Consider the following 23259-nt stretch of genomic DNA (forward strand, 5'->3'; position numbering starts at 1 on the left):
AGCGATCACCTTTGCCGGCCGTGACCCTGAAGGTGTGCGAACCAGTTCCGGATGGAAGCCCGGTAGCCCTGCGGCATCCGCAGACCCGCCACCTCGTCCAGAGTGAACAGGGCGGCTTCCTTGTGCTCGTGGGACACGACCGGCGCGGCTGTCGTGTCCACATAGCAGCCATAGGTGAGGATCAGGACGTCGACACCCTCGCGAATGTGGTACTGCCAGGAATCCAGGATGCCGCCGACGCGTACCGGCCACCCGGCTTCCTCGGTGATCTCGCGGGCCACGCACACGTCCGGGGGTTCGCCGAGTTCCAGTTTGCCGCCGGGTAGTTCCCATTCGTCGCGTTCGTTGTACAGCAGGAGCACTCTGCCGTCCTGGACGCAGACTCCCTTGACGCTGACGGGAAAGCGCGGTCCTTCGCTCACCCCCGTTGTCACGGCTTGCGGCCCACGAAGCACAGGAACTCGGTTTGGGCGTCGGCTCCCGGCGGCGCGTCCACCTTCGGACCGAACGCCCACGGCTGGCGGAAGAACTCCTCCAGCGGCTTGAGCGCCTCGTGCACTTGGCGAACCACGTCGGGATCCAGCCGTTCGTCGCCGCCGGTGGCCCGGGCCAGATCCCAGGTGTGGCCGGAGCCCACCTGGTCCCAGGCCGCCGCGAGATCGGCGTCGGCGGCCAGTTCGGGGATGGTTCCCATCTCGGCGATCCCGACGCCGTGCACCGGTTCGGGGTCGACGCCGCGGACGGTGCTCAGCATGCGGCGCTGCTCGTTGATGACGTGGGCGACCACGTCACGGGCGGTCCACGGCGCGCACGGGCTTGGTGAGTGCCACCGGTCCGGGCGCACGGCGCGGATCCGGGCGGCGAAGCCATCGCTGGCGCGTTTGAAGGCCTCGGCATGGTCCATTTTGGGTGTTCTCCTTTCGTTATTGACCGTGGTGTTCGAGTTCGGCGAGGCACTTCTCCAGCCCGCGCAGGACGCCGGAGCGCCAGCCGCTGCCCATGCCTCGTCGGGCCAGTTGTTGGATCGGGTCGTCGGGGTCGAATCCATCGTGGATGACGAACAGTCGGGTGCCCCGGCCTTCGGGTTCCAGCTTCCACGTGACGGTGGTGTCGAGTTTGCCGCCACCCCAGCTGATCCGCAGCATTCGCTCGGATTCGAAGTCGAGGACCTGGCAGTTGATGCGGCCGTCGAAGTCGTGGGACGGGATGGGGTTGGTGGTGAAGGTGAAGCGGTGGCCCAGCGACAGTTCGAAGTCGTTGGGCATCAGCCACTGCCCCAGCAGTCGGGGGTCGGTCAGTGCCCGCCACACGCGAGCGGGCGAGTGGGCCAGGAACTGGTCGACCCGGATGGTCCGTGCGTCATCCATTGTGGTCCTCCTCGTCGAGCAGGTCGCGCAGGTTGGCCAGCTTGTCGCGCCAGAACCGCTCGTATGGGCTGAGCCAGTCGCGCAGTTGCAGCAGCGGTTCGGGTTCCAGTCGGTAGAAGCGCTGGCGGCCGCGTTTGGTCTCGGCCACCAGTCCGGCGTCGCGCAGCGCTTTGAGATGTTCGGAGACGCTGGGTCGGCGCATGTCGAAGTGCGCGGCGATCTCGGTGACCGGTTGGGGGCCGTCCAGCAGATCATGCCACCCCACGCGGCCCGGGGGTCAGGGCTTGCGGCCGACGTAGGCGGCGAGTTTCGTGAAGACGTCGGCGTCGTCGGCGACCGCGATCGCCGGTCCGAATGCGCCGTCTTCGGAGCGGGCGTCTTCGGGCACGTTGCGGGAGAACCACTCCAGCGCCATCTTGGCCAGGACCGGGTCGAGATCGTCCACGCGGCCGGTGGCGCGGGCCAGATCCCAGGCGTGGACGGTGAACTCGTGGGTGTACGTGTCAAGAACGTCGCGCCCGGGCATCGTGGCCCACGGCAGCGTGCAGTCGCGTTCCAGCGAAGTGTCGGCCGACCACACCTGGTCCAAGTCCGCACGGGCCTGGCGGATCGCGTCGGTCCAGCCCTCGGTGATGTCGTCGGCGGGGTCTGTCACTTGTGAAGCGTCGCCCCCGCGTCCGGCGACCGCGAGCTTGCGAATGACGGCGAGGACGTGGCCAAGCAACATCCGTACGTTGTAGTCGCCGCACGGTGTTGGCCGGTCGAGGTCGTCGGCCCCGACCGCCTCGATCTGGGCCTGCATCTGGTCGAGCGCGGTGGCCAGTCGTGGGCGCGGGTCAAAGCTGGTGTCGGTCGGAGTAATGCCAGTCATGGCGCACGACCGTACTGAGTAGCACCGACATCGACGTGTTCGATGAGGACGCGGTGCCGCGTATCAGCAGTCCGAGCGCGACCACTCCGGAACCGGTGGGCATCGTCGGCGAGGGAGCCTCCCGCAGCACAACGGTCCATCTCGGCCTCCGTCGCCCGGGCGACCAGGAGCTGCGGACGCCGCTGAACCATCCATAGTAGTCCGATATAGGCGAGATCGAAGACGGAGCACAGAATCCCGATACCGAGGATGAATGTCGATCCCTCATAAACCCCGAAGACAATGGTCGGCGCCAAGGTCCCGATCCATTTCGCGACCGCGATGACCATCGACTGTCCGCGCGGGCCGCGACGGGCGATGAGCATCGCGATGAACAGCCCGGACATCAGCAGGTTCTGCAGGAAAGCCGAGTACCTGACGGCCAAGGTCCAGTCGAACTCGACGACGAACAGCCACTGCACCGCGAAGCAGGCGGCGAAGACCAGTACTCCCCCGCCGACGAACACGCCCCGGCCGATGAACCCGGGCAGTTCACGGCGACCGAACCGGAAGAACGTGTAGACGATCACCGCGTCGGCCAGCGTCCAGGCCAGGTTGATATAGGTCTGCACCGACGCGCCAGTGTCGAACCCGTGGACGGTGTAGATGACCTCCCAGGCGAAGTTCAATCCCAGCGCGACGAGCGGCATGGCGTAGGTGCGGTCGCGAAAACCCACCCGTATCGCGGCAATGTAGACGATCGTCCAGGCGATACCACTCAGCGCGGTCAGCATCAGCACCATGTTGCCCATTCTGAATCACTCAGACCTCTTGCGTTCAGCTTGACGTCGCCAATATGTTCCTCAGCTAGTGATTGACTTCCGTCGATCTCATTGCGAAAGGAACTTGACTTGAACGGTGGCATTGACAGACGGCGGCTTCTCGGTTACGGCGGAGCCGCCACCGCGGCGGTGATGCTCGGCACCGGCGTGTTTGGCGCCGAGGCGGCGCAGGCGTACAGCCCCAAGGGCGAGAACCTGTTCACGCTCGGGGTCGCGTCGGGAGACCCCGCCCCGGACGGGTTCGTGCTGTGGACCCGCCTGGCGCCCGACGCGCTGGCCGAGGATGGCTTCGGCGGCATGCCCGACAAGCGGGTCAAAGTGGACTACGAGGTCGCCACCGACGAACGGTTCCGCCACGTGGTGAAGCGCGGCAGTGCCGTGGCCTCCCGGGAGCTGGGCCACTCCGTGCATCCGGAGATCCATGGCCTGCAACCGGGCCGCGAGTACTTCTACCGCTTTCGGGCGGGCGGGCAGATCTCGCCGGTCGGTCGCACCCGGACCATGCCGTCGCGTTCGTCCACGCCCCGCAGTCTCGACTTCGTGTTCGCGTCGTGCCAGGCGTGGCAGGACGGGTACTTCACCGCGTACGACCACATCGTCGAGGACGACCCCGAGTTGCTGGTGTTCCTGGGCGACTACATCTACGAGTACGAGATCCTCGACAACAACAAGCGTGGTGTCGACGTCGATCCCAAGTTCGGCACCGAGTGCTTCGACCTGGCTCGCTACCGCCTTCAGTACTCGTTCTACAAGAGCGAGGCGCCCCTGCAGCGGGCACATGCCGCGATGCCGTGGATCGTCACTCTCGACGATCACGAGGTGGTCAACGACTGGGCCGCCGATGAGGTCGCCTACGGCCGCCACCCCAACCCGGACCCTGAGGAGTTCGCCGCGCGGAAGACGGCGGCGTTCCAGGCGTACTACGAGAACCTGCCGCTGCGCATCGACCAGCGGCCGTCGGGACCGTCGATCCAGCTGTACCGTCGCCTGTCCTACGGCAGGCTCGCCACCTTCAGCATGATCGACTGCCGCAGCTACCGTGACGTCCAGCCGTGCCGCAAACTCGGGCCCGCCGAGTGCGAGGAGCGCTACGACCCGAACCGCACCATGCTCGGCACCGAACAGCGCGAATGGCTCATCGACGGGTTCGCCGACGACGAGAGCCGCTGGCACATCCTCGGCAACCAGGACCCGATCACCGAAACCGACTGGGACGCCACCGAGGGAAAGAACGTGTGGCTTGATCCGTGGGACGGGTACACCGCCGAGCGCGCCACGATCCTGGAAGCGGCCCAGCACCCCACGCGCAACCTGGTCGTGCTCACCGGTGACCGGCATCAGAACTACGCCTGCGACCTCAAACAGGACTTCACCAAGGACGACAGCCCGGTCGTGGCCACCGAATTCGTCACCACCTCGCTGACCAGCGGCGGTAACGGGGCGGACATGGACGACCTGGGCCGGACGTTCCTGAGCGCCAACTCCCACATGAAGTTCTACAACAACCAGCGCGGATACGTGCGGGTCAACGTGGACAAACACCGCTGGCAAAGTGACTTCCGCGTCCTGCCGTACGTGACCGACGAAGGCGCACCGGTCAGCACCCGCGCCAGCTACGTCGTGGAGGACGGCAAGCCCGGTCCCCAGGCCGACTAGGCCACCATCCACACCCAACGGATGGGTCGTTCGCGGCGGACGGATTCCGCCGCGAACGACCGACAAGCCACTACCAGGCGTCGTCGTCGACGCCGGTCAGCGCCATCCACAGTGACCGCACCGCGGTCTCGGGTTGGTCGTCGTAGTCCTTGTAGGGCAGCAGTTTCAGCATGTCGAGCACCGCGTCGTAGTGCTGGGCGGCGGCAGCGCGCCACGCGAGCCGGATGGTGTCCACGCGGCGTTCCGACGACGGCGCGCGCAGCAGTTCGGCGCGGCGGTGGCGCAGTTCGGCGATGTCGAACTCGTTGGGGCGCGGCGTGACGGCGTTGCGGTCGGCTTCGGCGAGGCTTTCGATGTCCTCCTCGTCGGGGGTGTGGCTGTAGTACTCGAAGAACTCGCGCATCAGGTCGGCGCGGCCCGCCGCGGTGAACACGGCGACAGCGTCGCGGAAGGAGTACCAGTCCTCCCCCACGTCGTAGAGGATCTCGCGCATCAGGTCGTCACGGCCGATCCGGATGAGATGGGCCAGCCAGCCGTTGGCGTCGGCCGGTTCCCCGTCCTCGCCGTCGGTCCACAGTTGCCGGGCCCGGTCGTCCAGGCCGCCCTCCAGCAGCGCCCAGCACACCGCTATCCGGTGCTCCCACGGGTTGTGGTCCGGATCGATCGCGGTGATCGCGCGCTGGATCCACTCCTGGCCCCGTTCGGGATGACCCAGGGCGGCGAAGGTCGCGCCCACAGCCGAGGCCACGAACGGCAACGCGGAGTCGCTGACACCGTGGGAGGCGTCGATGGCGGCCTCGCAGTGCAGTCGGGCACCGGCGCGCGGGTTTCCGTTGGCGGCCAGGACGAGTGCGACTTCAGCCTTGAACCGGACGTAGTCGTCCCAGTCCCGTGACGAGATCTGTCGCAGCCAGGTTTCGGCGGCCTCGACGTCCCCGGCGCGGGCGCGCTGCCGGGCGATGCGACGGGTCGCGTCCATGACGTGCGGCAGCCAGGTTTCACTGAAGGCTTCGAAGGATTCCCCGATCGCGTCGTACAGGACGTCCACTGTGGCGGTGTTGGGTGGTGGCCACTCCACGACCGGTTCGGCGGTCGGCCGGTCCCGCAGCGGTGCCAGGATTGCGCGCGCGGCTGGGTCGAGTGTCTCGAAGCAGGCGGCGACGCCGGGTGCCGGTTCCACTGGGCCCCAACGGTATGGCCAGGCGTGGCGGCGGTCGATGGACCAGGCGAGGTTGTGGTCCAGCAGTTCGGCGCCGGACGGGGCGATCACGACGCCTTCGGGGAAGGCCGCCACCCAGCGATCGGCGTCGATGGCGAAAGTCGGGTCGGGGTGGAGGTGTCGTCCCAAGTCCTGGCTGTTGTCCCACAATGGCCGGTCGGTGCCCGTGTCGGGCGGGTACCGGAAGTCACCGATGGTCTCGCCGGTCGTGAGGTTGCGGAACATCAGGTTGCGTGGACCGGCGATGATGATGACATCGCCCGCGCCCCACCACAGGCCGCGCGACTCCTTGGGGGCGTCGAAGTAGTCCACATAGTCGTGTTTGGGGCCGACGGTCATGATCTCGACGTTGCCGCCTTCGTTGAGGCAGGCGGCGCGTTCGCCGTCGGGCGACCAGGCCAGGGCGATGCCGTCGCTGAACGCGGGTTCCGGCGGTTGCGGCACCTGCATGAGTGAGCACAGCTGGTCGACGCCTTCGTAGATCTTGACGCTGCTTTCCATACCGATCTCGGCGCACACGACCGCCAACCGAGGTTGGCCTTGGCAGACCGTCCAGGTCAGTCGGGCCGTCCGAAACGGGGCCTCGACCTCGCCGAGTCGGTTGCCGGTGGCGGGGTGCAGGAACTCCAGGGTGTCGCCGTGGTGCAGGACGAGCATCGACTCGTCCGGGCTGAGCGCGACCCGGTGGGCGTTGTCGGTTCCGTCCAGTTCGGTCTCGACGAACCAGTCGAGTTGGCCTGTGCGCAGGTCGATCGAGGCCAGTGCGGCCCCGTACTGCGAGTCCGGTCGGGTGCCCGGCTGCCATTCGCCGAACATCCACACGCGATCGCTGGCGGCGGAGAACCACGACACCTGTGGGATGAGGACGGCGCCGTTGAGCCCCAGGTGGGGTGCCGCGTCACCGGGCCACCATGGTGGCGGGACGGTGTCGGGGTCGCCGCGGCCCGCCACCGGCACCAGGCCCGCGCTGGTTCCGGACTGGGTGCTGGTGTTGCCGTCGCAGCGGTGCAGGAAGATCCAGGAGCCGTCGGGTGACAGCGCGAATCCGACCGGGCGGCGGGGGCGCACGGTCGCGGCGGCAGTCGGTTCGGCGCGGTCGGCGAACGGGTCCCAGCCGACGATGCCGCCGGTGCCCAGTTCGCCCATCAGCAGTCGACCGTCGGCGGACCACTGGAGGTTGCGGAACCGTTCGGGCCAGCCGACGCCGCCGGGGATCTCGTCCAGGACGTTGACGCAGCGGGCGGTGGCGACCTCCCAGACCTGGATGGTGCCGCGTTGGTGGTCGTCGCCGGTCCAGCTGCCGATCGCGAAGTAGCGGCCGTCGGGGCTGAGCGCGTGGCTGGACGCGTCGCCGCGCAGTCCGCCCGGGTGCCGCAACAGGGCGCCGCGTTCGCGCAGCCGCTCGGTGGCGAACCGGTGGGCGTCGGTGACGCCGTCGTCGGCTTCGAGCCTGAGCAGCGCGGCCCGCAACGGTTCCAGGTCGCGGCGGGCGTCGAACGCGTGCCAGTCGGCGGCGCGCAGCTGTGCCTCGGCGTCGGCGGCGGAGGCGTCCGGCGGCGGCGTGAATCCGTGAGCGTCCATGTTCGTTCTCCTTGTCTACCAGGGGTCGCCGTCGACGCCGGTCAGTGCGATCCACAGTGCTCGTTCCGCGGTGGCGGCGCGGTCGTTGAAGTCGCGTTCCATCGGCAGCAGTCGCAAAAGGTCCAGTACCGCGCTGTAGTGGTGGCAGGCGGCGGCCCGCCAGGCCAGCCGCTTGGTGTCCTCGCGGCGCTGCGCCAGCGGTGTGCGTCGCAGTTGCTCGTAGCGGTCCCGCAGTTCGGCGAGGTCGGCGGCGTTGGGGCGGTCGGTGGCGGCGTTGGCTTCGGCTTCGTCGAGGCTTCGCTGTTCGGACTCCCTGATGTCGCGGTCCTGTTCGGCGAAGAACTCGCGCAGCAGGTCGGGGCGGCCGGTGTCGGTGAAGACGGTCCAGGCGTAGAAGTTGTCGGGCCAGGGCCGGTTCGGTGCCAGGGCGAACTCCCGGACCAGGTCGTCGCGGCCGATGCGGATCAGGTGCGCCAGCCAGCTCGACCGGTAGAACGGGCTGCCGGGTTCGCCCTGGGTCCACAGTCGACGCGCCTGGTCCTCCAGACCGGCCTCCAGCAGTGCCCAGCACACCGAGATGCGATGCTGCCACGGGTTCGGATTCGGATCGATGGCGGCGATCGCGCGGTCGATCCAGCCCTGGGCGGCGGGGTCGCCGAGGATGGTCAGTCCAGCGCCGAGCGCCGCGCCGACGAACGAGACGTGGTATTCGTGCAGGTCGGACGCGTTACGGGCCGCGTCGGCCAGCAGCCTGCGGGCGAAGCCGGGTTCGCCGGTCGCCGCCAGGATCAGCCCGACCTCAGCCTGGGCGCGCAGGTGGTCGGTGTCGGCGTCGGGTGGGATCAGCGCGATGAGGGATTCGGCCGCCTCGGGTTGACCGGCGCGGGCGCGCTGTTTGGCGGCGTGGCGGATCGCGTCGGCCACGTGCGGGGTCCAGCCGCCGTCGAAGGAGAGCACCGTTTCGACCATGACGTCGTAGAGGTCGTCGATCGTGGCGGTGTCGGGCGGCGGCCATTCGGTCGGGGCGACGGATCCGGCGACCTGGTTTCGCAACGGCTCCAACAGTTCTCGCGAGGACGTCAGGATGTCGAAACAGGAGGCAACGTCGTCGACGAGTGTCGCCTCGCCCCAGCGGTACGGCCAGGAGTGGCGGCGGTCCACGGCCCAGGCCAGGTGGTCGTCGAGTGTGGACTGGTTGGCTTCGGGGGCGATGACGACACCCTCGGGCAGCGCGACCGCCCACCGTTCGGCGTCCAGCGCGAAGGTCGGATTGGGGCGGAACACCTGTCCCAGGTCCTCGGTGTCATGCCACAGCGGACGCTGTTTGGGGACTTCGCGGCCGAACCGGAAGTCGCTCAGGACGCGCCGGGTGTTCAGGTCGTGGAACCGCAGACTGCTGGTCCCGCCCATGACCAGGACGTCGCCCGCGCCCCACCACAGGCAGTGCGCGTCCTCGGGTGCGTCCAGGACGGTGATGGTGTGGGGCGCGTCGAACAGGTCGATGACCGCGACGCGGCCCTCGGCGGTGAGGCAGGCGGCGCGCTCGCCGTCGGGCGACCAGGCCCAGGCGAAACCGTCCGGGCAGTCATAGTTCCAGGGTTTCGCTTTCAGCCGGACTTCGTGGTGGAGCCGCATGCCGTCGAAGATCCGGACGCCGCCGCGCCCCGTCGCGTCGATCACCGCCAGCCGGGACCCGTACTCGCCCCGACCCCACACCAGTTGCGGTGTCTCGAAAGGCGTGGGCGCCTCGGCGATCTGCTGGCCGGTGGCCGCGTCGAGGAACGCCAGCGTCTCACCGTGATTGAGCACGACCACGGTCTCGTCCGGGCTGACGGCCATCCGGTCGTAGTCGCTGAGGCGGCCGAAGGCGGAGTCGACGAACCAGGCCAGCTGACGGGTCGTGACATCGATGCTGAACGCCCCGGATTGCCGCTGCGGCACGTCTTCGGGCCACCACCATTCGCCGAAGCCCCAGATCCGGGTGCCGTCGGCGGAGAACCACGACACGTCCGGGCTGATGGCCGCGCCGTTCAGCGACGCGAACAGCTGCGGGTCGGGCGTGTTCATCCACACCGGGTCGGCGTCGCGAAAGTCGTTGCTGAAGTTGCTGCGTCGCAAGGGCGCCAGGCAGCCCCACACGCCGGTGCCGGGGCTCGCGTCCCAGTCACCGTGGTGGAGGAAGATCCCGGTGCCGTCGGGGTGCAACGCGAATCCCACCGGACGGTTGGCGCCGTTGATACCGGCCAGCGCCACGTCGGCCTTCGGCGGGTGCGCCCGGCCCGCGAACGGGTTCCACTTGCCGACCATGTTGGTGTTGAACTCCGCGGCCAGCACACGGCCGTCGGCCGACCATTGCAGGGTGTGCCGGTAGGCGTGCCAGCCCTGGCCGCCGAAGATGCCGTCCAGCATGTTGACGCAGCGGCCGGTGGCCAGCTCCCAGATCTGGATGCTGCCGCCGCGCTCGTAGTCGTCGCCGATCCAGCTGCCCACCGCCAGATACTCCCCGTCGGGGCTGAGCGCGTGGCTGGACAGTTCATGCTGGTGGCCGTCGGGGTGGCGCAGCAGTGCGCCGCGGTGCCGCAGCTGTTCGGTCGCGTACCGGTGGGCGCCGGTGACACCCTCGCGGTCCTCGACGGCCGCCAGCGCGGCCCGCAGCGGCACCAGGTCGCGTGCGGTGGCGAAGGTCTTCCAGTCGGCGGCGCGCAGCAGCGTCTCGGCCTGGGCGGCGGTAGCGGTGCTCGGCGGTACCGGGAAGCCCGCGCGCGTGAGTGCGGCGTCCGGTTTCTTCGCCCCGCCTGACTGTCCGGCCTCGTCGTTGACGTCCATGGCGCGCAAGCGTACTGGTCGTCGAATAACTGTCGATGCTGCGATGTTTGCGCTACAAGGGAGTCACAGTACAGTACCTATTAGACAAACGGCCGGTCTGAGAGCGATTGCTAAAGTGAGCGTACTGTCCGCATCACCCCGGCGAAAGTTCATCATGACCAAACTGGCGCGACTGGCGATCGATTTCGGCACGTCGCACACGGTGGCCGTGCTCGACCCCGGCACAGGGCTCGGCCAGGCACTACTGTTCGGAGACTCTCCCCTGTTGCCCTCGGCGGTGTACGCCACCGAACCGGGCCAGCTGCTCGTCGGCCGCGACGCCATCAGGGCGGCCAAGACGGCACCGGAGTGCTTCGAACCGAATCCGAAGCGACGCATCGACGACGGTACCGTCCTATTGGGATCGCAGGAGTATCCTGTCGCGACACTGATCTCGGAGGTACTCAAAGCGGTCGCCGCCGAGGCCCGACGGGTGGCGGGCGGGCCCCTGGGCGAGGTCGCGGTGACCCACCCGGCGATCTGGGGCAAGCAGCGGCTGGACGTGCTGCGACAGGCCGCCCGGGAAGCCTGGCTGGGCGACGTCACCCTGGTGCCCGAACCCGAAGCCGCGGCGGTGTACTTCACCAAATCGGAGGACACCGGCGCGCTGGCCGAGACGGTCGTGGTCTACGACTTCGGCGGCGGCACCTTCGACGTGTGCGTACTGGTGCGCGTCGACGGCCGATATCAGGTCCGAGCCCAGGCGGGACTCGACGACGTCGGCGGCGCCGACCTGGACGCGGCCCTGCTCGCCCACATGGGACAGACGGCCTCCGCTGTCGACGCGTCCACCTGGCAGCGCATCCTCCAACCCGACGGCCCGGCCACCCGCCGCGCGTTCCGGACCCTGTACGAGGACATCAAGGCGGCCAAGGAACAGCTGTCCCGCAACGCCAGCGGCCTGGTCCACATCCCGATGCTCGACCGCGACTTCCCGGTCACCCGCGACGAGTTCGAGCACGTCGCCCGCCCGCTGATCGAGCAGACGGTGAAGCTGACCGCCGACATGGTGTCCGCCGCCGGAATCACCGAGGGCCAACCGCTCGGCCTGTACCTGGTCGGCGGGTCCAGCCGAGTGCCGCTGGTGTCGACCCTGTTGCACCGCAAACTGCGTCGGGCCCCGGTCATCACCGGCCAACCCGAGCAGGTGGTGGCCCAGGGCGCGCTGCTGCGGATGGGTGACCCGAAGTCCTCCGACGCGCCGCAGGCGCTGCCCATCGTCACCAAGACGTCGCTGACCTCACCCCCGCAGTCCGGTCCACCGGCGGCGGTGGTGCCGGTGTCGCCGCCACCGGCCCGACAGGCTCCGCCACAGCGCCAGTCGTCACCACCCCGCCAGCATCCGCAGGTGCGGCCGGCACCGCCCGCGCGGCAGACCCCGCCTCGGCAGGCAGCCGCCCCTGCCCGTCCAGCTCCCCCGCCGCAACGCCAAGTCCCACAGCAACGCCAGGCCCCGCCGCCGCCCGCGCCGCGCAAGTCCCGCAAGGGCAGGTACCTGCTCCTAGCCGTGGTGCTGCTGCTGGCGCTGGTCACAGGCGTGTACGTGTTCTACGAATACGGCTTGAACGAGGGCGGCGGCCCCATGGACAGCGCCGACGACGGTTCCGACGTGAACGTCAGCGAAGAACTGGCCCCTGAGAGCTACTCCGAATGCGCCCGCCCTGACGGCAGCGGCGATGGCATCCTCGTGCAGATCTCCTGCACCGACGAGAACGCCGTATACGGGGTGACCAGGAGCGTTCAGGCCGAAGAAGAGTGCGACGAAGCCACCGAGGAGTACACCGGTCACTTCAAGGACTCCGAAGAGGTCTTGTGCATGACGGGGCTGTTCGTACCGACCAGCTGCCTCGACGGAAGCTTCAACACCGACAGCTGCGAAGACCCCGAGAACGTGCCCTACGTGATCCGCGAGGGTCCGTTCGAGCAGGACCAGTGCGAGGGCGAGTTCGAAGGCACGGTGAAGCTGTCCGACTCCGAACAGTTCTACTGCTACGACCTCAACGCGACGACCTAGGGCAGACCGCCGATGCCGAACTCGTTGCCGTCCGGGTCGTGGAAGATCGCCTTGCGGACGCCGTTGCCGTAGTCCTCCACTTCGTCAGGTTTCAGTCCCCGCCCGGCGATCTGTACGAGGCGTTCGTCGTAGTCGCCGACAACGATGGTGTGTACGCCGTGCCCGGCATCCTCGGGTCGCACGATCACGTACACGAACCGGTTTTCGGCGAGCTCCCAGACCGCCTCGACATCGTTGGGATAGAACGACGGTGCCGCACCCAGGAGTTTCTCGTACCAGGCGACCGCGGCGGACAGGTCGCGGACGGCGAAACCAGAGAACAAGTTGACGGACACAGGATTCCTCATTTCTGCCGTGGTCGAGCCACGGCTTCGTCGTGTTCAGTTGTTGAGACGAAGTCCGTCAGCCCGATTCATCGGTCACGGCTGAAGAAACCATGTTGACGGTGACGATAGCCGTCCTTAGCCTGTGCGGCATGTACAAACACGACAATGCCCGGGGAGGGCACGCGTGAGCGGACGCCTGCGCCACATCGCCAGGGAAACGGTGGACATCGCCGAAACCGGCGAGTACCGCAACGCTGCCGGGGAACTGGTCGACATCCGAGACCACGTGGCCGACGCGATCTCGGGCACCCGGCACTACCTGCCTGACGACCACCTCGACGTGGCTCAGTCCCCGCGATCGGCTCCCACAATAGAGGTCACCGACGAGACAACCCTGACCGCCGCGCGCCGCCTGGACACCGAGGGGAACACCGACACGGCGTGCCTGGTGTTCGCGTCCGCCAAGAACCCTGGCGGCGGCTTCCTGGGCGGGGCGAAGGCACAAGAGGAAGACCTGGCGCGCTGCTCAGCGCTGTACCGCTGCCAAACGACAGTCCCGGCTTTCTACGAACACCACCGCCTCACCCGCGACCTGCGCTACAGCGACCGGGTCATCTACTCACCGGGCGTCCCGGTGTTCCGCGATGAGGCGCTGAAGCTGCTCGACGCGCCGTACCGCACGGCCTTCCTGACGGCGGCGGCTCCGAACCTCGGCGCCATCACCCGCAACCAACCGCAGTATGTGGACGATGTCCCCCATGCGTTGCGGCGCCGGGCTTCCCGAGTACTGGCGGTGGCCGCCGCGCAGGGACACCGCAACCTGATCCTGGGCGCGTGGGGTTGCGGCGTCTTCCGAAACGACCCACGACAGGTGGCCGAGGCGTTCGCCGAGGGACTGCGCGAGGTCGACCGTTTCGACCGGGTGGTCTTCGCCGTCCTGGACAACCGCCCACAAACACCCGTGCGCAGCGCCTTCACCGAGGTGCTCGCGCCCTAGTCCCCTCTCAGTACACCTCGTCGGGGCCGAACGGTGGCTCGTAGTGGTCGTCGATGAACTCGACGTGAAGTCTGCCCTCGTAGGCCGCGGGAATGTCGACACTGGACTGCGTGTAGACGGTCAATGTGGTGAGCTGCTCGACAAACGGCAGTGTCCCGAGATCACAGTACGCCAGCGTCAGCGATTCCAGGCCGACGATCTGGTTCAGGCATTCCTTGTCCAACACGTCCACATTCGACAAGATCAGCCGCTTTATCGGCGTGCCCGCCAGATCCTTCGCGTCCACCATGCCGGGACCACCCAGTTGCAGGACATCCCAGGAACGTCCCGTCAGTGGCCCGAGATCCATGCCGTTGTCCTGCCACAGCAGCGCTTCCCGAACGGCGGGCATCCACTGGATGGGAAAGAAGTCCACCCATGCGTGATCGGTGGTCAGGCGACGACGACGCAGGATCGGCTCCTTCGGTGGCGGCGTGTCGCGATCGTCGCCGCAAAGCACACGCCGCCACGTCGCACCGATGTTGACCCAGAAGTCCTGCCAGTCCTGATCGGTCATGGAAACGTCGTGCTCATCGCTCATGTGGAACATGATGCCGAAGCCTTCGCCGCCACCGGTGCCGCGCCACCACGGTTCTAGTCGTGTCGCACGCGATAGCGCAGGTGTGTCACGTCGCGTGCTTCCACCACCCGAACTCGCTCCAGCTCGATGTGTTGGCTGCCAAGGGCGTCGAACAGTCGGCGTCCTTCACCCAGCAGGACCGAGACCAGGTGGATGTCGATCTCGTCGAGCTGTCCGGCCCGCAGCAGTGATTGGGCCGCACCGGCACCGTGCACCATGACGACGCGATCGCCCGCGGCCGTGCGCGCCAGTTCCGCGCATTCGGTGACGTCGGTGACGAATTGTGCGCTACCTGGCGGCACGTCGTCGGGGTCGACGTGGTTGGTGAGCACGAAGATGGGCACACCGTCGTGGTGATCACCGTTCCAGCGCCCGGCCAACTCGAAGGTGCGACGCCCAGAGATGACGGCACCGGTGGCCAGGACTTCGCCGTATACCTGTCCGCTCGGCCCGTCGCCGTGTCGGTCGTCGAGCCAGTTGAACAGTCGTCCACCGTCGCGGCCCAGTTCCTGGCCGGGCTGGTCATCGGGTCCGGCGATGAAACCGTCCAGGGACATGGACATGTGCAGCCGGATCGTGGTGCGGCTCGAGTCGGGGCTCGTGATGTCATTCATGCCCCTAAGACGAAACCCGAACCCGAAACTCATCGCGGCCAACACCAAAAAATCAATCAGCCGGTCTCCGCCGTCTGGTTGTCCACTTTGCTGGCACTTGCGGGAATATTCCATAGACTGATATATTCCGCGCCGTGAGAAGCTGTCCACCGCCACGCAAAAGCAGCACGATCGAGTCCCCGGAAGCCATGCTGGAGCGACGTTTCCGGCGGCTGCTGCGCGTCTACCCGGCGTGGTATCGCCGGGTCCGTGGCGAGGAAATGCTGACGACCCTTATGGACGCCGCTCAGGGACGCCACCGTCCCAGTGCGAGCGAACGCCTTGACGTGGTGTTCGGTGGGATGCGCAAGCAGCTTTCCTCTGGCAGCGTCTCCGCCGCCGTGGCCGGGGTGTTCGTGGCGCTGTTCGTCGCGACGTTGGGAGCCATCGGCGGCGCGGTCGCCGGTTGGCACACCGCCGCCGATCTGCCTGACGACGCCGCGGCCGATCGCATCGCCCGGCAAACGATCCCCGACATGGATGACGTGAAGACCTACAAAGACCGGTCGCTGTTCGGCTGGGTGGAGGAGCACGGCGATCTATACGACACGAGGTACATCACCAACCGCGAGAACGACGAATTCGCCGGGCACATGGTCTACCAGATGGAGCACAAGGCCAACGACTACGCGCGCTTGCACGGAGTGAAAGAGCGGTTGGAAGCGGCAGGGTGGAACGTCCGATTGGTGAGAAAGGACTCCACGTCCGTCGAGTTCACCGCGACCCGCGACGGCATCGACCTGTGGGGCTACACATCGCATGGCCCCTCTCACCCCCGCATCAGCACGATAGACATCACCCGGGCAACCCCCACGCCGGTACCCGTCCTCACCGTCACAGGACTGATCATCGGTGCCCTCCTCGGCTGGACGGTCACCAACCGACTGGCGCGGCGTATCTCCCACGGCCCAACAGGGCGCCGCGTCGTCACGTCGGCTCTGCTCGGCATCGGTAGTTGCCTGTTGGCCCTGCCCACCGCCATCAACGTGTATTTCGTCGCCGCGTCGCTGGCCTTGCCACGCGAGCCTGTGCCCATATGGCTCGCCTACACCACCGCCCCCGAGTCGCAGGTCGCGCTGCTCGGCACGGCCGCACTGGCGCTCGCGCTCCTGTGTGCGGCACTTCCCATCCCGACGCACCGACTCACACAAAGCAACCCGACAACCGCGACCTAACCCGGCCTCGCGCTCTAGCCGCAGGTCCACTTGGCGGCGATGTACAGCTCCTTGTCTCCATTTCTGGAGACGCCGTTGCCGACGGCGATGTCACCGGAGTCGCTGATCGCCGCGGCGACATTGTCACCGGTCTCATTGGAGGGTGCCGATGCGTTCGGCAGTTCGGTGACGCCCTGGGACGTCAGCATGGCCGCATTGTTGTCCTTGGTGATCCCGACGATGGTGCCGTCCGGGTTGACGTTCATCGGATGCGCTATGTCGATCTCGGTGCCTTCCTTGAGATCGGACAGGTCCCACTGGTATCCCGGCACGCCTCTGTCGTCCAGTGAGATGACGTGACCGCCCCGGACTTCGGTGGTCATGGGATGTTCTTCGGGGTTGTCGATGACGGGGCGGGTGAGTTCCCTGCCCTTGCCGCCGTTGGGATCCCATGCCCAGATTCGGGTGGTCTTGTCATCCGGGGCGGCCTGGATTCCGGTGACCGTGCCGTCCTCGTCGATGCCGGTTCCCCGCGCCTCCGCCTTCTCGTCGAAGACGGGCAGCGTGACCGGGTCAGAGTCGACGGACTTCCACAGCACCGCGCGCTTCGGCGCGTCGCCGTCCTCTTCGAAGATGAATCCGACGATCTGCCCGGAGTTGTTGATGTCGTAGGCGAACGCCGATTGTCCCTTCCCGACTTTGAGGTCGGTGATCTTGCCGTCGTGGTAGACCCAGGGTACGGTGCCGTAACTGGAGTCGTGGTTGCCGATCACCTGACCGGCGTCGTTCACTCCTTTCGGCCAGGTGTCGTGGGTGTCCAGTTCGTCGATCGTCTGTACCTTGCCGTCACGCCAGATCACCGGGACGGCCCTGCCGTCGTCGCCGCGCCGAGTCATCCCGACGATGTGGTCTCCGGAACCGGATACGTCGGTGGCGACCACCGCCTTGTATCCCTCGGGGGTCGGCAGCGTCTCGACCTCGCAGCCGCTATCCGGTGACGTGTCCTCGGCGTCGGCGAGCACCGACGTCGTGGGAACCGCCAGCGCCACCGAGCCGGCCGCCAGTGCGAGCAGCGTCAGTTTGCGACGTGCTTTCATGTCATCTCCTTCTCCTAGCCAGCGGCGATCCGGCCCATGGGGGAACGCCCGTAACTCTTCTAAGAGACCTGCCGACGAGAACGGGTTGCCTACGTCGGCGATTTGTTCGCCATCGGCACTGGACGCCGTGGCCGGCCGTGCTCCAATACATAGGAGACAAACCCGAAGGGACCCCCGATGAAGATCCTCTTCCTCACCGCCGATCTCGGTGGGAACGTGCCGCCGACGCTCGCCGTGGCCGAAGAACTCACCCGCCGCGGCGTCGACGTCGAAGTCGCCGGTCTCAAGGACGGACACACCGCGTTCCACCAACCGCCGTTTCGCGTCGCGGTCGCTGTGGGAGTCAAGGGTCCCGCCAAATCGCCCGGCGCCATGTTTCGGCTGCTGGCCAGCCGCAGGACCTCGGCGGAAGTGGCGGAGTTGGTGGCCGAGCGGCGCCCGGACCTGGTGGTCGTCGACTGCATGCTCCCGGCGCCGATCCGGGGCGCGCTGCGCGGCGATGTTCCGGTGGTCGTGCTCTTTCACACCTTCGGTGCGTACTGGACCCGGTCGTTCGACCGTGGTCCCTTCGGCAGAATCCTCGCCCCGCTTGGACTGCGGCCGAGTCGGCTGTGGGCCCGGGCCGCCGCCCGGCTGCTGCTGACCGACGCGGAGTTGGACCCGGGCCGCGACGACCCCGCGCTCGCGGGCAGCGTATGGACCGGAACGACCGAGAAGGGTGAGCAGCAGCTCCCCCGACAGGACGGTGCGCGGCCTCGGGTGCTGGTGGCGCTCAGCTCCACCAACTGGCCGGGCATGTTGCCGGTCTACCGCAGGATCGTCGCAGCCCTGTCCGAGCTGCCGGTCGACGCGGTGGTGACGACCGGCGGTGTCGACCTGGGCGCAGAGCTGGACGGTGCGGCCAATGTGGAGATACTTGGTTGGGCCGACCACGGCGCGCTGTTGCCGACAATGGACCTCATGATCGGCCACGGCGGACACTCCTCGACAATGAAGTCGTTGGCTCACGGTGTGCCGCTACTGGTGCTTCCGATCAACCCCACCGCCGACCAGCGCCTCATCGGCCAGACCCTCACCGATGCCGGGCTGGGCGCATGGCTCCCGAAGTCCGCCGCCCCCGAGAAGATCCGCGACGCCACCCGGCGGATCCTCGCCGACGGCGAACTGCGTGCCCGCATCGCCGCCACCGGCGACCGCTTCCGCGCCCACACCCCCGGATCCCAGATCGCCGCCGACGCGCTCATCGCCGTCTCGACACGCGACCCACATCCACTGTAATCACGATTCCTGGCTGCAAACCGCTGGCGCCTTCGCTCTTCACGAAAGCACCAGCGACTTGGCCTATTGAGCGCTAAAGAACCTTGACGCTCCTAACCTTGAAAGGCGTGGACGCGTCGTAGTGACCGGAAGCGAGTTTGTAGCGAGGCTTGCCCTTGCAACGAGCGTCGTCATAGATGACGATCGTCCGCCCAGTCTGGTTGGATACCGATTTCCCCTGCGGTTTGAAAGGAGAATAGCAGGTATTCGGTTTGTACCCGCCCTTCCAATCGCCTTGTAGATTGCGCTTGGGCCACACGCAGAACCAGCCCTGCGGGCAGATCGTGCTCTTGACCGAGGCGTTGTCGAAGCTAGCGGCCGGGACCGTCGCCGCGTCCGTCGTCATCGCGGTGGCTGCCGCCGACTGGCTTGTCCCCACCAGCAAGCCACCCAGCAGCGCTATCGCCACTGTCAGCAGGAAGAACCTGCGCTTGTTCATTGCACTTACTCCTGTCGTGTTGTTCTCAGCCGCCGAACCTCGGCCGCTGATCCAAACAAACAGGAGGGTTCAACCGGTGCCAACCTGACGGCGCTGACAGTCACCACCGGACACTGACAAACAGACTGACAAACGATTTCGGGCACAATCAAAGAAGCAACACAAACGAATGTACGACGCGGGAGAGCTCAGTGTCATCTTTCCGACAAATGATGTTATCGGCACGTAAACGATCTACTAAAATAGCCGGAGTGACAGATCGTGCCTCTATGCGGCATCTGAGCGACGAGAAACTCAAAGGAATCATTGGCGACTTTTGGTCTGACTTCCACGAGCTACTGAAGCAGTACTACGCCAACTTCCCCGAAGCTAGAGAAACACAGGCAGAAATTGCCAAGCACCTTGAGATGAACGAGAAAACACTCAGCGACTGGCTTCGCTTCCCTAAGCCTGCGAAAAAGATGTTTTCTCTCCCAAAGTGGGACAAGAAACATAAAGACTTCGAAAATGTTGTCGAATATTTCGGGAGCAATGCAAAACATTGGTTCGGCAAGTGGAAGCAAGCCGACGCCGCCAAGCATGAACTCAAACACCGTGCTGATCACGCTTCAGTTGTCAAGCCACCTCGCGTACCCGACGACCACGACCAACCCGCGACTGTCCCCCGCAAGCCGCGCTGGATCCGTCCACACAAGCTACTCACGGGAGCTATCGCTCTAGTGGCAATCCCGCTGTTGGTTTGGGGCGGCTTGGCTTTGCTCCACGAGTTGAATCGGGAGTGCGCGACAGTGACCGCTGTCGACGGAGCGCCGGTATACCGCGACATTGACCAACCTCCCTTCAGGACGAAGAAGTTCGGTGACCGCATCGAGTTTTATCAGGGCGCAGCACCGGCTTCCAACGGCATGTACGTAGCAGTCGTGGTGAAAGACGGCAGCCAGGCATGGATGAGCGACGATGATCTCAGCGGCCGCTTCGCCTGTCCCTGACCGGCAGGCATCTAACCAATGACTGCGCCGCAACAACCAGTGAGCCCTGGCCTCGGTGGTTTACGGCTGGACGCGGATCTTGATGACGGGTGCGTTTTGGCCGCCCAGCACGTTCTGCCACGGGATCCCGTAGACCTCGGACGGTTGTCCGGGAAGCCCGGGTACTCCTATGTAGAGGTAGGTGTAGCTGGCCTGGAGCGATTCGATGTCCTGGACGGTCAGCAGCGGCAGGCCGTAGTCGTCGTGGGCGATGGTGTGGTCGTTGTCGCCGGGATCGCCCGTCGCGGGGAAGACCTGTACCTGCGGGTCGTTGTAGCCGTCACCGCCGTCCTCGTCGGGCAGTTCCCAGGATGCGACAGTCCAGGCCGTCGTCGACGGTGTACCGATATCTGACGACGTGGTGGCGCTCACGACGGTGTTGAAGCCGAACCTGTCGTGGACCTCGACTATCCCGTCGACACCCGGCAGATCCTGATGCACATAGGACTGCTGCACCGGCTCTCCGGTGTTGTCGTGCCGTATCAGGTGTGCCATGCCGTTGTAGGTCCTGCCACCGGCACCGACCTGTTCGCCCGGAGTACCCACCGAGATCGCGGCGCCGATCGGAGCATCGAGCGTGTGCTGGTAGTTGATGATCGACAGTGAACCCCCGAACCGGTCACCGGACTCCGCGACACCGTAAATCCCGTCGGTGTTTTGGTGGAAACTGCTCAGCGACCTGAGGTGAGCGTCGGTGATCGTGTGGATGAAGACATGCACCATACCGGAACTGGATCTGTCTCCAATGGCCTCTCCGGGAGCGCTGACCGCGATGTACCGGTTGGTGGCGACGATGTACTCCCCGAAGTAGTCTCTGGGCTCGGCCACTCCCGGTACACCCGAACTGTCCTGTGTCAACTGATACGTCTCGTCGCCCCGTGCGTAGTACACGGCTCCGGCGGCGTATCCGGTTTTGCCGACGGTGTAGCCCGGAGCGCCGATCAGCAGATACGGCTCGTGGGTGATGGTGTTGCCGCCCGCCAAGGACAGACCGAAGCGATGGAATTTCCCTACCGCGCCGGGGATCCCCGGGGTGTGCAGGTTAACGGCGCGGGATTCTTCGGGCCGCAGTCCGTCGGGGGAGCCGGGCACGATCCAGATCATTCCGGCGTCCGTCGCTTCGGAACCGTTGCCGGCCACCAGGTCCTCGAACGGTGCCGCGATGACGAGATCGTCGCAGCCGTCGCCGTTGTCGTCGAACGAGGTGTAGATGGAACTGAAGAGGTCATCCTCTTCTGGGCCTCCCGCTATGCCCGGACTCGCCTGTGTCAATGTCATGATCCCGCCGTCGCCGCTGACTTGGATCGTGATGGCCCCGGCGTTCGTGTGACCGTTGACCGTGGCGTATCGATCGGGATCGACGGCGTCTCGCTGGTCGTCGCAGTCGAAGTCGTCGATGGGGTCGGTTATGTGATCTCCGGCTGAAGCCGGTACCGCCATCAACACCAGCGCCATCGGCGATACGGCGAGCAGAATGGACAAGAATGGTCGCTTCGCGGCTCTGGTTGGCATGACCGCACTCCAGGAAACGAGTGGCCGTGACGGCCACGAACGGGTAACCAGAGGGCGAGTGCCGACAACCCCCTCTCAGCCTCAACGTCACAGACTGTCGCCGGGTTGCGCCGACCGCCGAAAGACCCTAAAGATTGATCTCGGATGGGCGGTGATCGCCGGGAGGCCAGCCAGAACGCGACAGCGGTCGCTGGCGCGGCGAGGAAACCGGCGGTGTTGGTGACTCGGGCCGTGGTCTTGTCGCAGGCGGCTTTCTCGGTGGCGTAGTAGTAGGTGATGGTGGTGTCGGGGGTGACGTGGCTGCCGGGTTTCGGGGATTGCTGGTAGACGACGCATTTCTTGTAGCCGTCGTGCGGGCCGGTTTCCACGGGTTGGGAGTGGTGGAAGCCGTGTTTTTCCAGGATCGCGGGGACGGCTTTGGCGCCCTTGCCGTTGAGGTCGGGCACCGCCATGCTGCCGCCGTCGTCGGAGTCGGTGGGTGAGTCGGTGTCGGTGGGCGCGTCGTCGGCGGTGGGGTTGTCGGCCGCGGCCTCGTCGTCGCTTGTGGACTCGGTGGGGTCGTCGCTGGTGCTCTCACGGGATGGGCTGGATTCGGCGGCTTGCCCGGGTGACTGGTTGGCGTCGTGGTCGGTTTGGGAGTCTCGGCCGGGTTGCCATGGCAGGGACCACAGCACGACCGCCAGCAAGGCGATCGTCACCACGGCGGCGACCAGCACCCGTGGGTCTCGTCGCGGCCGCTTGCCGGTCGGGATGGCGGCGGTCGGCAGCGGTGTCGCGGCCACATCGTGGCCGGTGTCGGTGGCTGGGTCGCCGACGGGCAGCGCATCGACGAGCGGGACGTCGAGGTGCGGTTTGGCGATCTCGTGGGCGAACTGTTCAACAGTGGACCAGCGGTGTTCGGCCTTTTTGCGCAGTGCATTCAACACCGCCCGCGACACCGGTTCCGGAACGTCGTCGCCGAGCGCCGGGGGCGGTTCGGTCAGGTGGGCGTTGAGAACCGAGGCGGGGGTTTCGGACACGAACGGCGGACGACCCGCCAGGCACTCGTAGGCGACCACGCCCAGCGAGTATATGTCCATACTGGGTGCCGGGTCGTCGTTGGCGATCTGGTCGGGACACACATACGCCAAGGTGCCCATGATCCTGCCGGTCTCGGTCAGGCCCGCGGTGCCACGGGCCCGGGCGATACCGAAGTCGATCAGTTTCACCGCGCCGTCATCGGTGATCAACATGTTGGCCGGTTTGACGTCGCGGTGCACGATCCCGGCCTCGTGAGCGGCCTGCAGACCCTCGGCGGCTTCGCGGACGACGCGGATCGTCTCGGCGACGGTGAGGGTTCCGCGTTCGGCCAGGATCTCGTCCAGGGGACGGCCGTGAACCAGCTCCATCACCAGGTACGACCGCACTCCGGCGTCGGTGTGGTCTTCGCCGTAGTCGTGCACTGTGGTCACGTGCGGGCTGTTGAGGCCTGCGACCAGCCTGGCCTCTTCGGCGAAGCGCTGGCGGAACTGCTGGTTGTCCGACAATCCCGTGTGCAACAGTTTCACCGCGACAGTGCGATGTAGACGCATGTCCTCGGCGCGCCACACCTCGCCCATCGAACCCGATGCGATGCGTTTCTCCAACCGATACCGCTCGGCCACCACGTCTGTGCCGGTCAACCCGAAGTCCTCTTCTTCAGACATGCCGATGTCTCATTGTTCCATGAAACGCACTCCGTGTC

The 23259-nt window shown here is 66.6% G+C and carries 21 protein-coding genes; 6 read left to right on the forward strand and 15 right to left on the reverse strand.

Features of this window, described 5'->3' with window-relative positions:
- Positions 1 to 5 precede the first annotated feature (5 nt).
- The 6 genes from SNAS_RS17465 to SNAS_RS17490 are packed head-to-tail and all read right to left on the reverse strand — an operon-like array spanning position 6 to position 3020.
- Positions 6 to 422 carry an NUDIX hydrolase gene (locus SNAS_RS17465; protein WP_013018774.1) on the reverse strand — a complete coding sequence of 139 codons (417 nt, stop codon included), beginning with the start codon at positions 420 to 422 and terminating at the stop codon, positions 6 to 8.
- An 8-nt stretch (positions 423 to 430) separates the two neighbouring features.
- Positions 431 to 904 (reverse strand): maleylpyruvate isomerase N-terminal domain-containing protein, encoded by a 474-nt coding sequence (locus SNAS_RS17470; protein ID WP_013018775.1) that lies wholly within the window; start codon positions 902 to 904, stop codon positions 431 to 433.
- A 19-nt stretch (positions 905 to 923) separates the two neighbouring features.
- Positions 924 to 1367, reverse strand: a complete 444-nt coding sequence (locus SNAS_RS17475) for an SRPBCC family protein (RefSeq protein WP_013018776.1) — start codon at positions 1365 to 1367, stop codon at positions 924 to 926.
- The gene (locus tag SNAS_RS17480; protein WP_013018777.1) at positions 1360 to 1632 is read right to left on the reverse strand and encodes an ArsR/SmtB family transcription factor; all 273 of its coding nucleotides are present in this window, start codon (positions 1630 to 1632) and stop codon (positions 1360 to 1362) included. Before SNAS_RS17480 ends, SNAS_RS17475 begins: the two co-directional genes overlap by 8 nt.
- 12 nt (positions 1633 to 1644) lie before the next feature.
- Complete coding sequence (locus SNAS_RS17485; protein ID WP_013018778.1) at positions 1645 to 2238, reverse strand: TIGR03086 family metal-binding protein; 594 nt, start codon at positions 2236 to 2238, stop codon at positions 1645 to 1647.
- Positions 2235 to 3020 (reverse strand): transmembrane-type terpene cyclase, encoded by a 786-nt coding sequence (locus tag SNAS_RS17490; RefSeq protein WP_211207195.1) that lies wholly within the window; start codon positions 3018 to 3020, stop codon positions 2235 to 2237. The genes SNAS_RS17485 and SNAS_RS17490 overlap by 4 nt, the downstream gene beginning before the upstream one ends.
- Positions 3021 to 3191: 171 nt before the next feature.
- Here SNAS_RS17490 and SNAS_RS17495 point away from each other — a divergent pair, with 171 nt between their 5' ends.
- The gene (locus SNAS_RS17495; protein WP_083787356.1) at positions 3192 to 4715 is read left to right on the forward strand and encodes an alkaline phosphatase D family protein; all 1524 of its coding nucleotides are present in this window, start codon (positions 3192 to 3194) and stop codon (positions 4713 to 4715) included.
- 70 nt (positions 4716 to 4785) lie between these two features.
- Here SNAS_RS17495 and SNAS_RS17500 read toward each other — a convergent pair whose 3' ends face one another.
- Positions 4786 to 7515: a WD40 repeat domain-containing protein gene (locus tag SNAS_RS17500; protein ID WP_013018781.1), complete on the reverse strand. Its 2730-nt coding sequence runs from the start codon at positions 7513 to 7515 to the stop codon at positions 4786 to 4788.
- A 15-nt stretch (positions 7516 to 7530) separates the two neighbouring features.
- Positions 7531 to 10341 (reverse strand): WD40 repeat domain-containing protein, encoded by a 2811-nt coding sequence (locus SNAS_RS17505; protein WP_013018782.1) that lies wholly within the window; start codon positions 10339 to 10341, stop codon positions 7531 to 7533.
- A 154-nt stretch (positions 10342 to 10495) separates the two neighbouring features.
- Here SNAS_RS17505 and SNAS_RS17510 point away from each other — a divergent pair, with 154 nt between their 5' ends.
- Complete coding sequence (locus tag SNAS_RS17510; RefSeq protein WP_013018783.1) at positions 10496 to 12394, forward strand: Hsp70 family protein; 1899 nt, start codon at positions 10496 to 10498, stop codon at positions 12392 to 12394.
- Here SNAS_RS17510 and SNAS_RS17515 read toward each other — a convergent pair.
- Positions 12391 to 12729, reverse strand: coding sequence for a VOC family protein (locus SNAS_RS17515; protein WP_013018784.1), 339 nt, complete (start codon positions 12727 to 12729; stop codon positions 12391 to 12393). The genes SNAS_RS17510 and SNAS_RS17515 overlap by 4 nt on opposite strands.
- Positions 12730 to 12904: 175 nt before the next feature.
- Between SNAS_RS17515 and SNAS_RS17520 the strand changes: the two genes are divergently transcribed.
- Positions 12905 to 13717, forward strand: a complete 813-nt coding sequence (locus SNAS_RS17520; protein ID WP_013018785.1) for a TIGR02452 family protein — start codon at positions 12905 to 12907, stop codon at positions 13715 to 13717.
- Positions 13718 to 13724: 7 nt separating this feature from the next.
- Here SNAS_RS17520 and SNAS_RS17525 read toward each other — a convergent pair whose 3' ends face one another.
- Both SNAS_RS17525 and SNAS_RS17530 read right to left on the reverse strand, forming a co-directional pair.
- Positions 13725 to 14297, reverse strand: coding sequence for a hypothetical protein (locus SNAS_RS17525; protein ID WP_144300539.1), 573 nt, complete (start codon positions 14295 to 14297; stop codon positions 13725 to 13727).
- A gap of 53 nt (positions 14298 to 14350) precedes the next feature.
- Complete coding sequence (locus tag SNAS_RS17530) at positions 14351 to 14950, reverse strand: dihydrofolate reductase family protein (RefSeq protein ID WP_052305041.1); 600 nt, start codon at positions 14948 to 14950, stop codon at positions 14351 to 14353.
- Between the two features lie 134 nt (positions 14951 to 15084).
- Between SNAS_RS17530 and SNAS_RS17535 the strand changes: the two genes are divergently transcribed.
- Complete coding sequence (locus SNAS_RS17535) at positions 15085 to 16164, forward strand: hypothetical protein (RefSeq protein ID WP_144300540.1); 1080 nt, start codon at positions 15085 to 15087, stop codon at positions 16162 to 16164.
- 14 nt (positions 16165 to 16178) lie between these two features.
- On the opposite strand, the gene SNAS_RS17540 is transcribed toward SNAS_RS17535, so the two are convergent.
- Positions 16179 to 17240, reverse strand: coding sequence for a hypothetical protein (locus SNAS_RS17540; RefSeq protein WP_013018789.1), 1062 nt, complete (start codon positions 17238 to 17240; stop codon positions 16179 to 16181).
- A gap of 177 nt (positions 17241 to 17417) precedes the next feature.
- On the opposite strand from SNAS_RS17540, the gene SNAS_RS17545 reads away from it, so the two are divergent.
- A complete protein-coding gene (locus SNAS_RS17545) occupies positions 17418 to 18518 on the forward strand; it encodes a glycosyltransferase (protein WP_013018790.1) in 1101 nt (366 codons plus the stop codon).
- A 73-nt stretch (positions 18519 to 18591) separates the two neighbouring features.
- Here the strand turns inward: SNAS_RS17545 and SNAS_RS17550 are convergent, their stop codons facing one another.
- Complete coding sequence (locus SNAS_RS17550) at positions 18592 to 18996, reverse strand: peptidase inhibitor family I36 protein (RefSeq protein WP_013018791.1); 405 nt, start codon at positions 18994 to 18996, stop codon at positions 18592 to 18594.
- A 251-nt stretch (positions 18997 to 19247) separates the two neighbouring features.
- Between SNAS_RS17550 and SNAS_RS17555 the strand changes: the two genes are divergently transcribed.
- Positions 19248 to 19985: a hypothetical protein gene (locus SNAS_RS17555; RefSeq protein ID WP_144300541.1), complete on the forward strand. Its 738-nt coding sequence runs from the start codon at positions 19248 to 19250 to the stop codon at positions 19983 to 19985.
- Positions 19986 to 20045: 60 nt separating this feature from the next.
- Here the strand turns inward: SNAS_RS17555 and SNAS_RS17560 are convergent, their stop codons facing one another.
- Both SNAS_RS17560 and SNAS_RS32925 read right to left on the reverse strand, forming a co-directional pair.
- A complete protein-coding gene (locus SNAS_RS17560) occupies positions 20046 to 21506 on the reverse strand; it encodes an integrin (protein WP_244409032.1) in 1461 nt (486 codons plus the stop codon).
- Entirely contained in the window at positions 21464 to 23221 is a 1758-nt protein-coding gene (locus SNAS_RS32925) for a serine/threonine protein kinase (protein ID WP_013018794.1), read from the reverse strand. Before SNAS_RS32925 ends, SNAS_RS17560 begins: the two co-directional genes overlap by 43 nt.
- Between the last annotated feature and the right edge of the window lie 38 nt (positions 23222 to 23259).

It is taken from the genome of Stackebrandtia nassauensis DSM 44728, from assembly GCF_000024545.1.
Lineage (GTDB): Bacteria > Actinomycetota > Actinomycetes > Mycobacteriales > Micromonosporaceae > Stackebrandtia > Stackebrandtia nassauensis.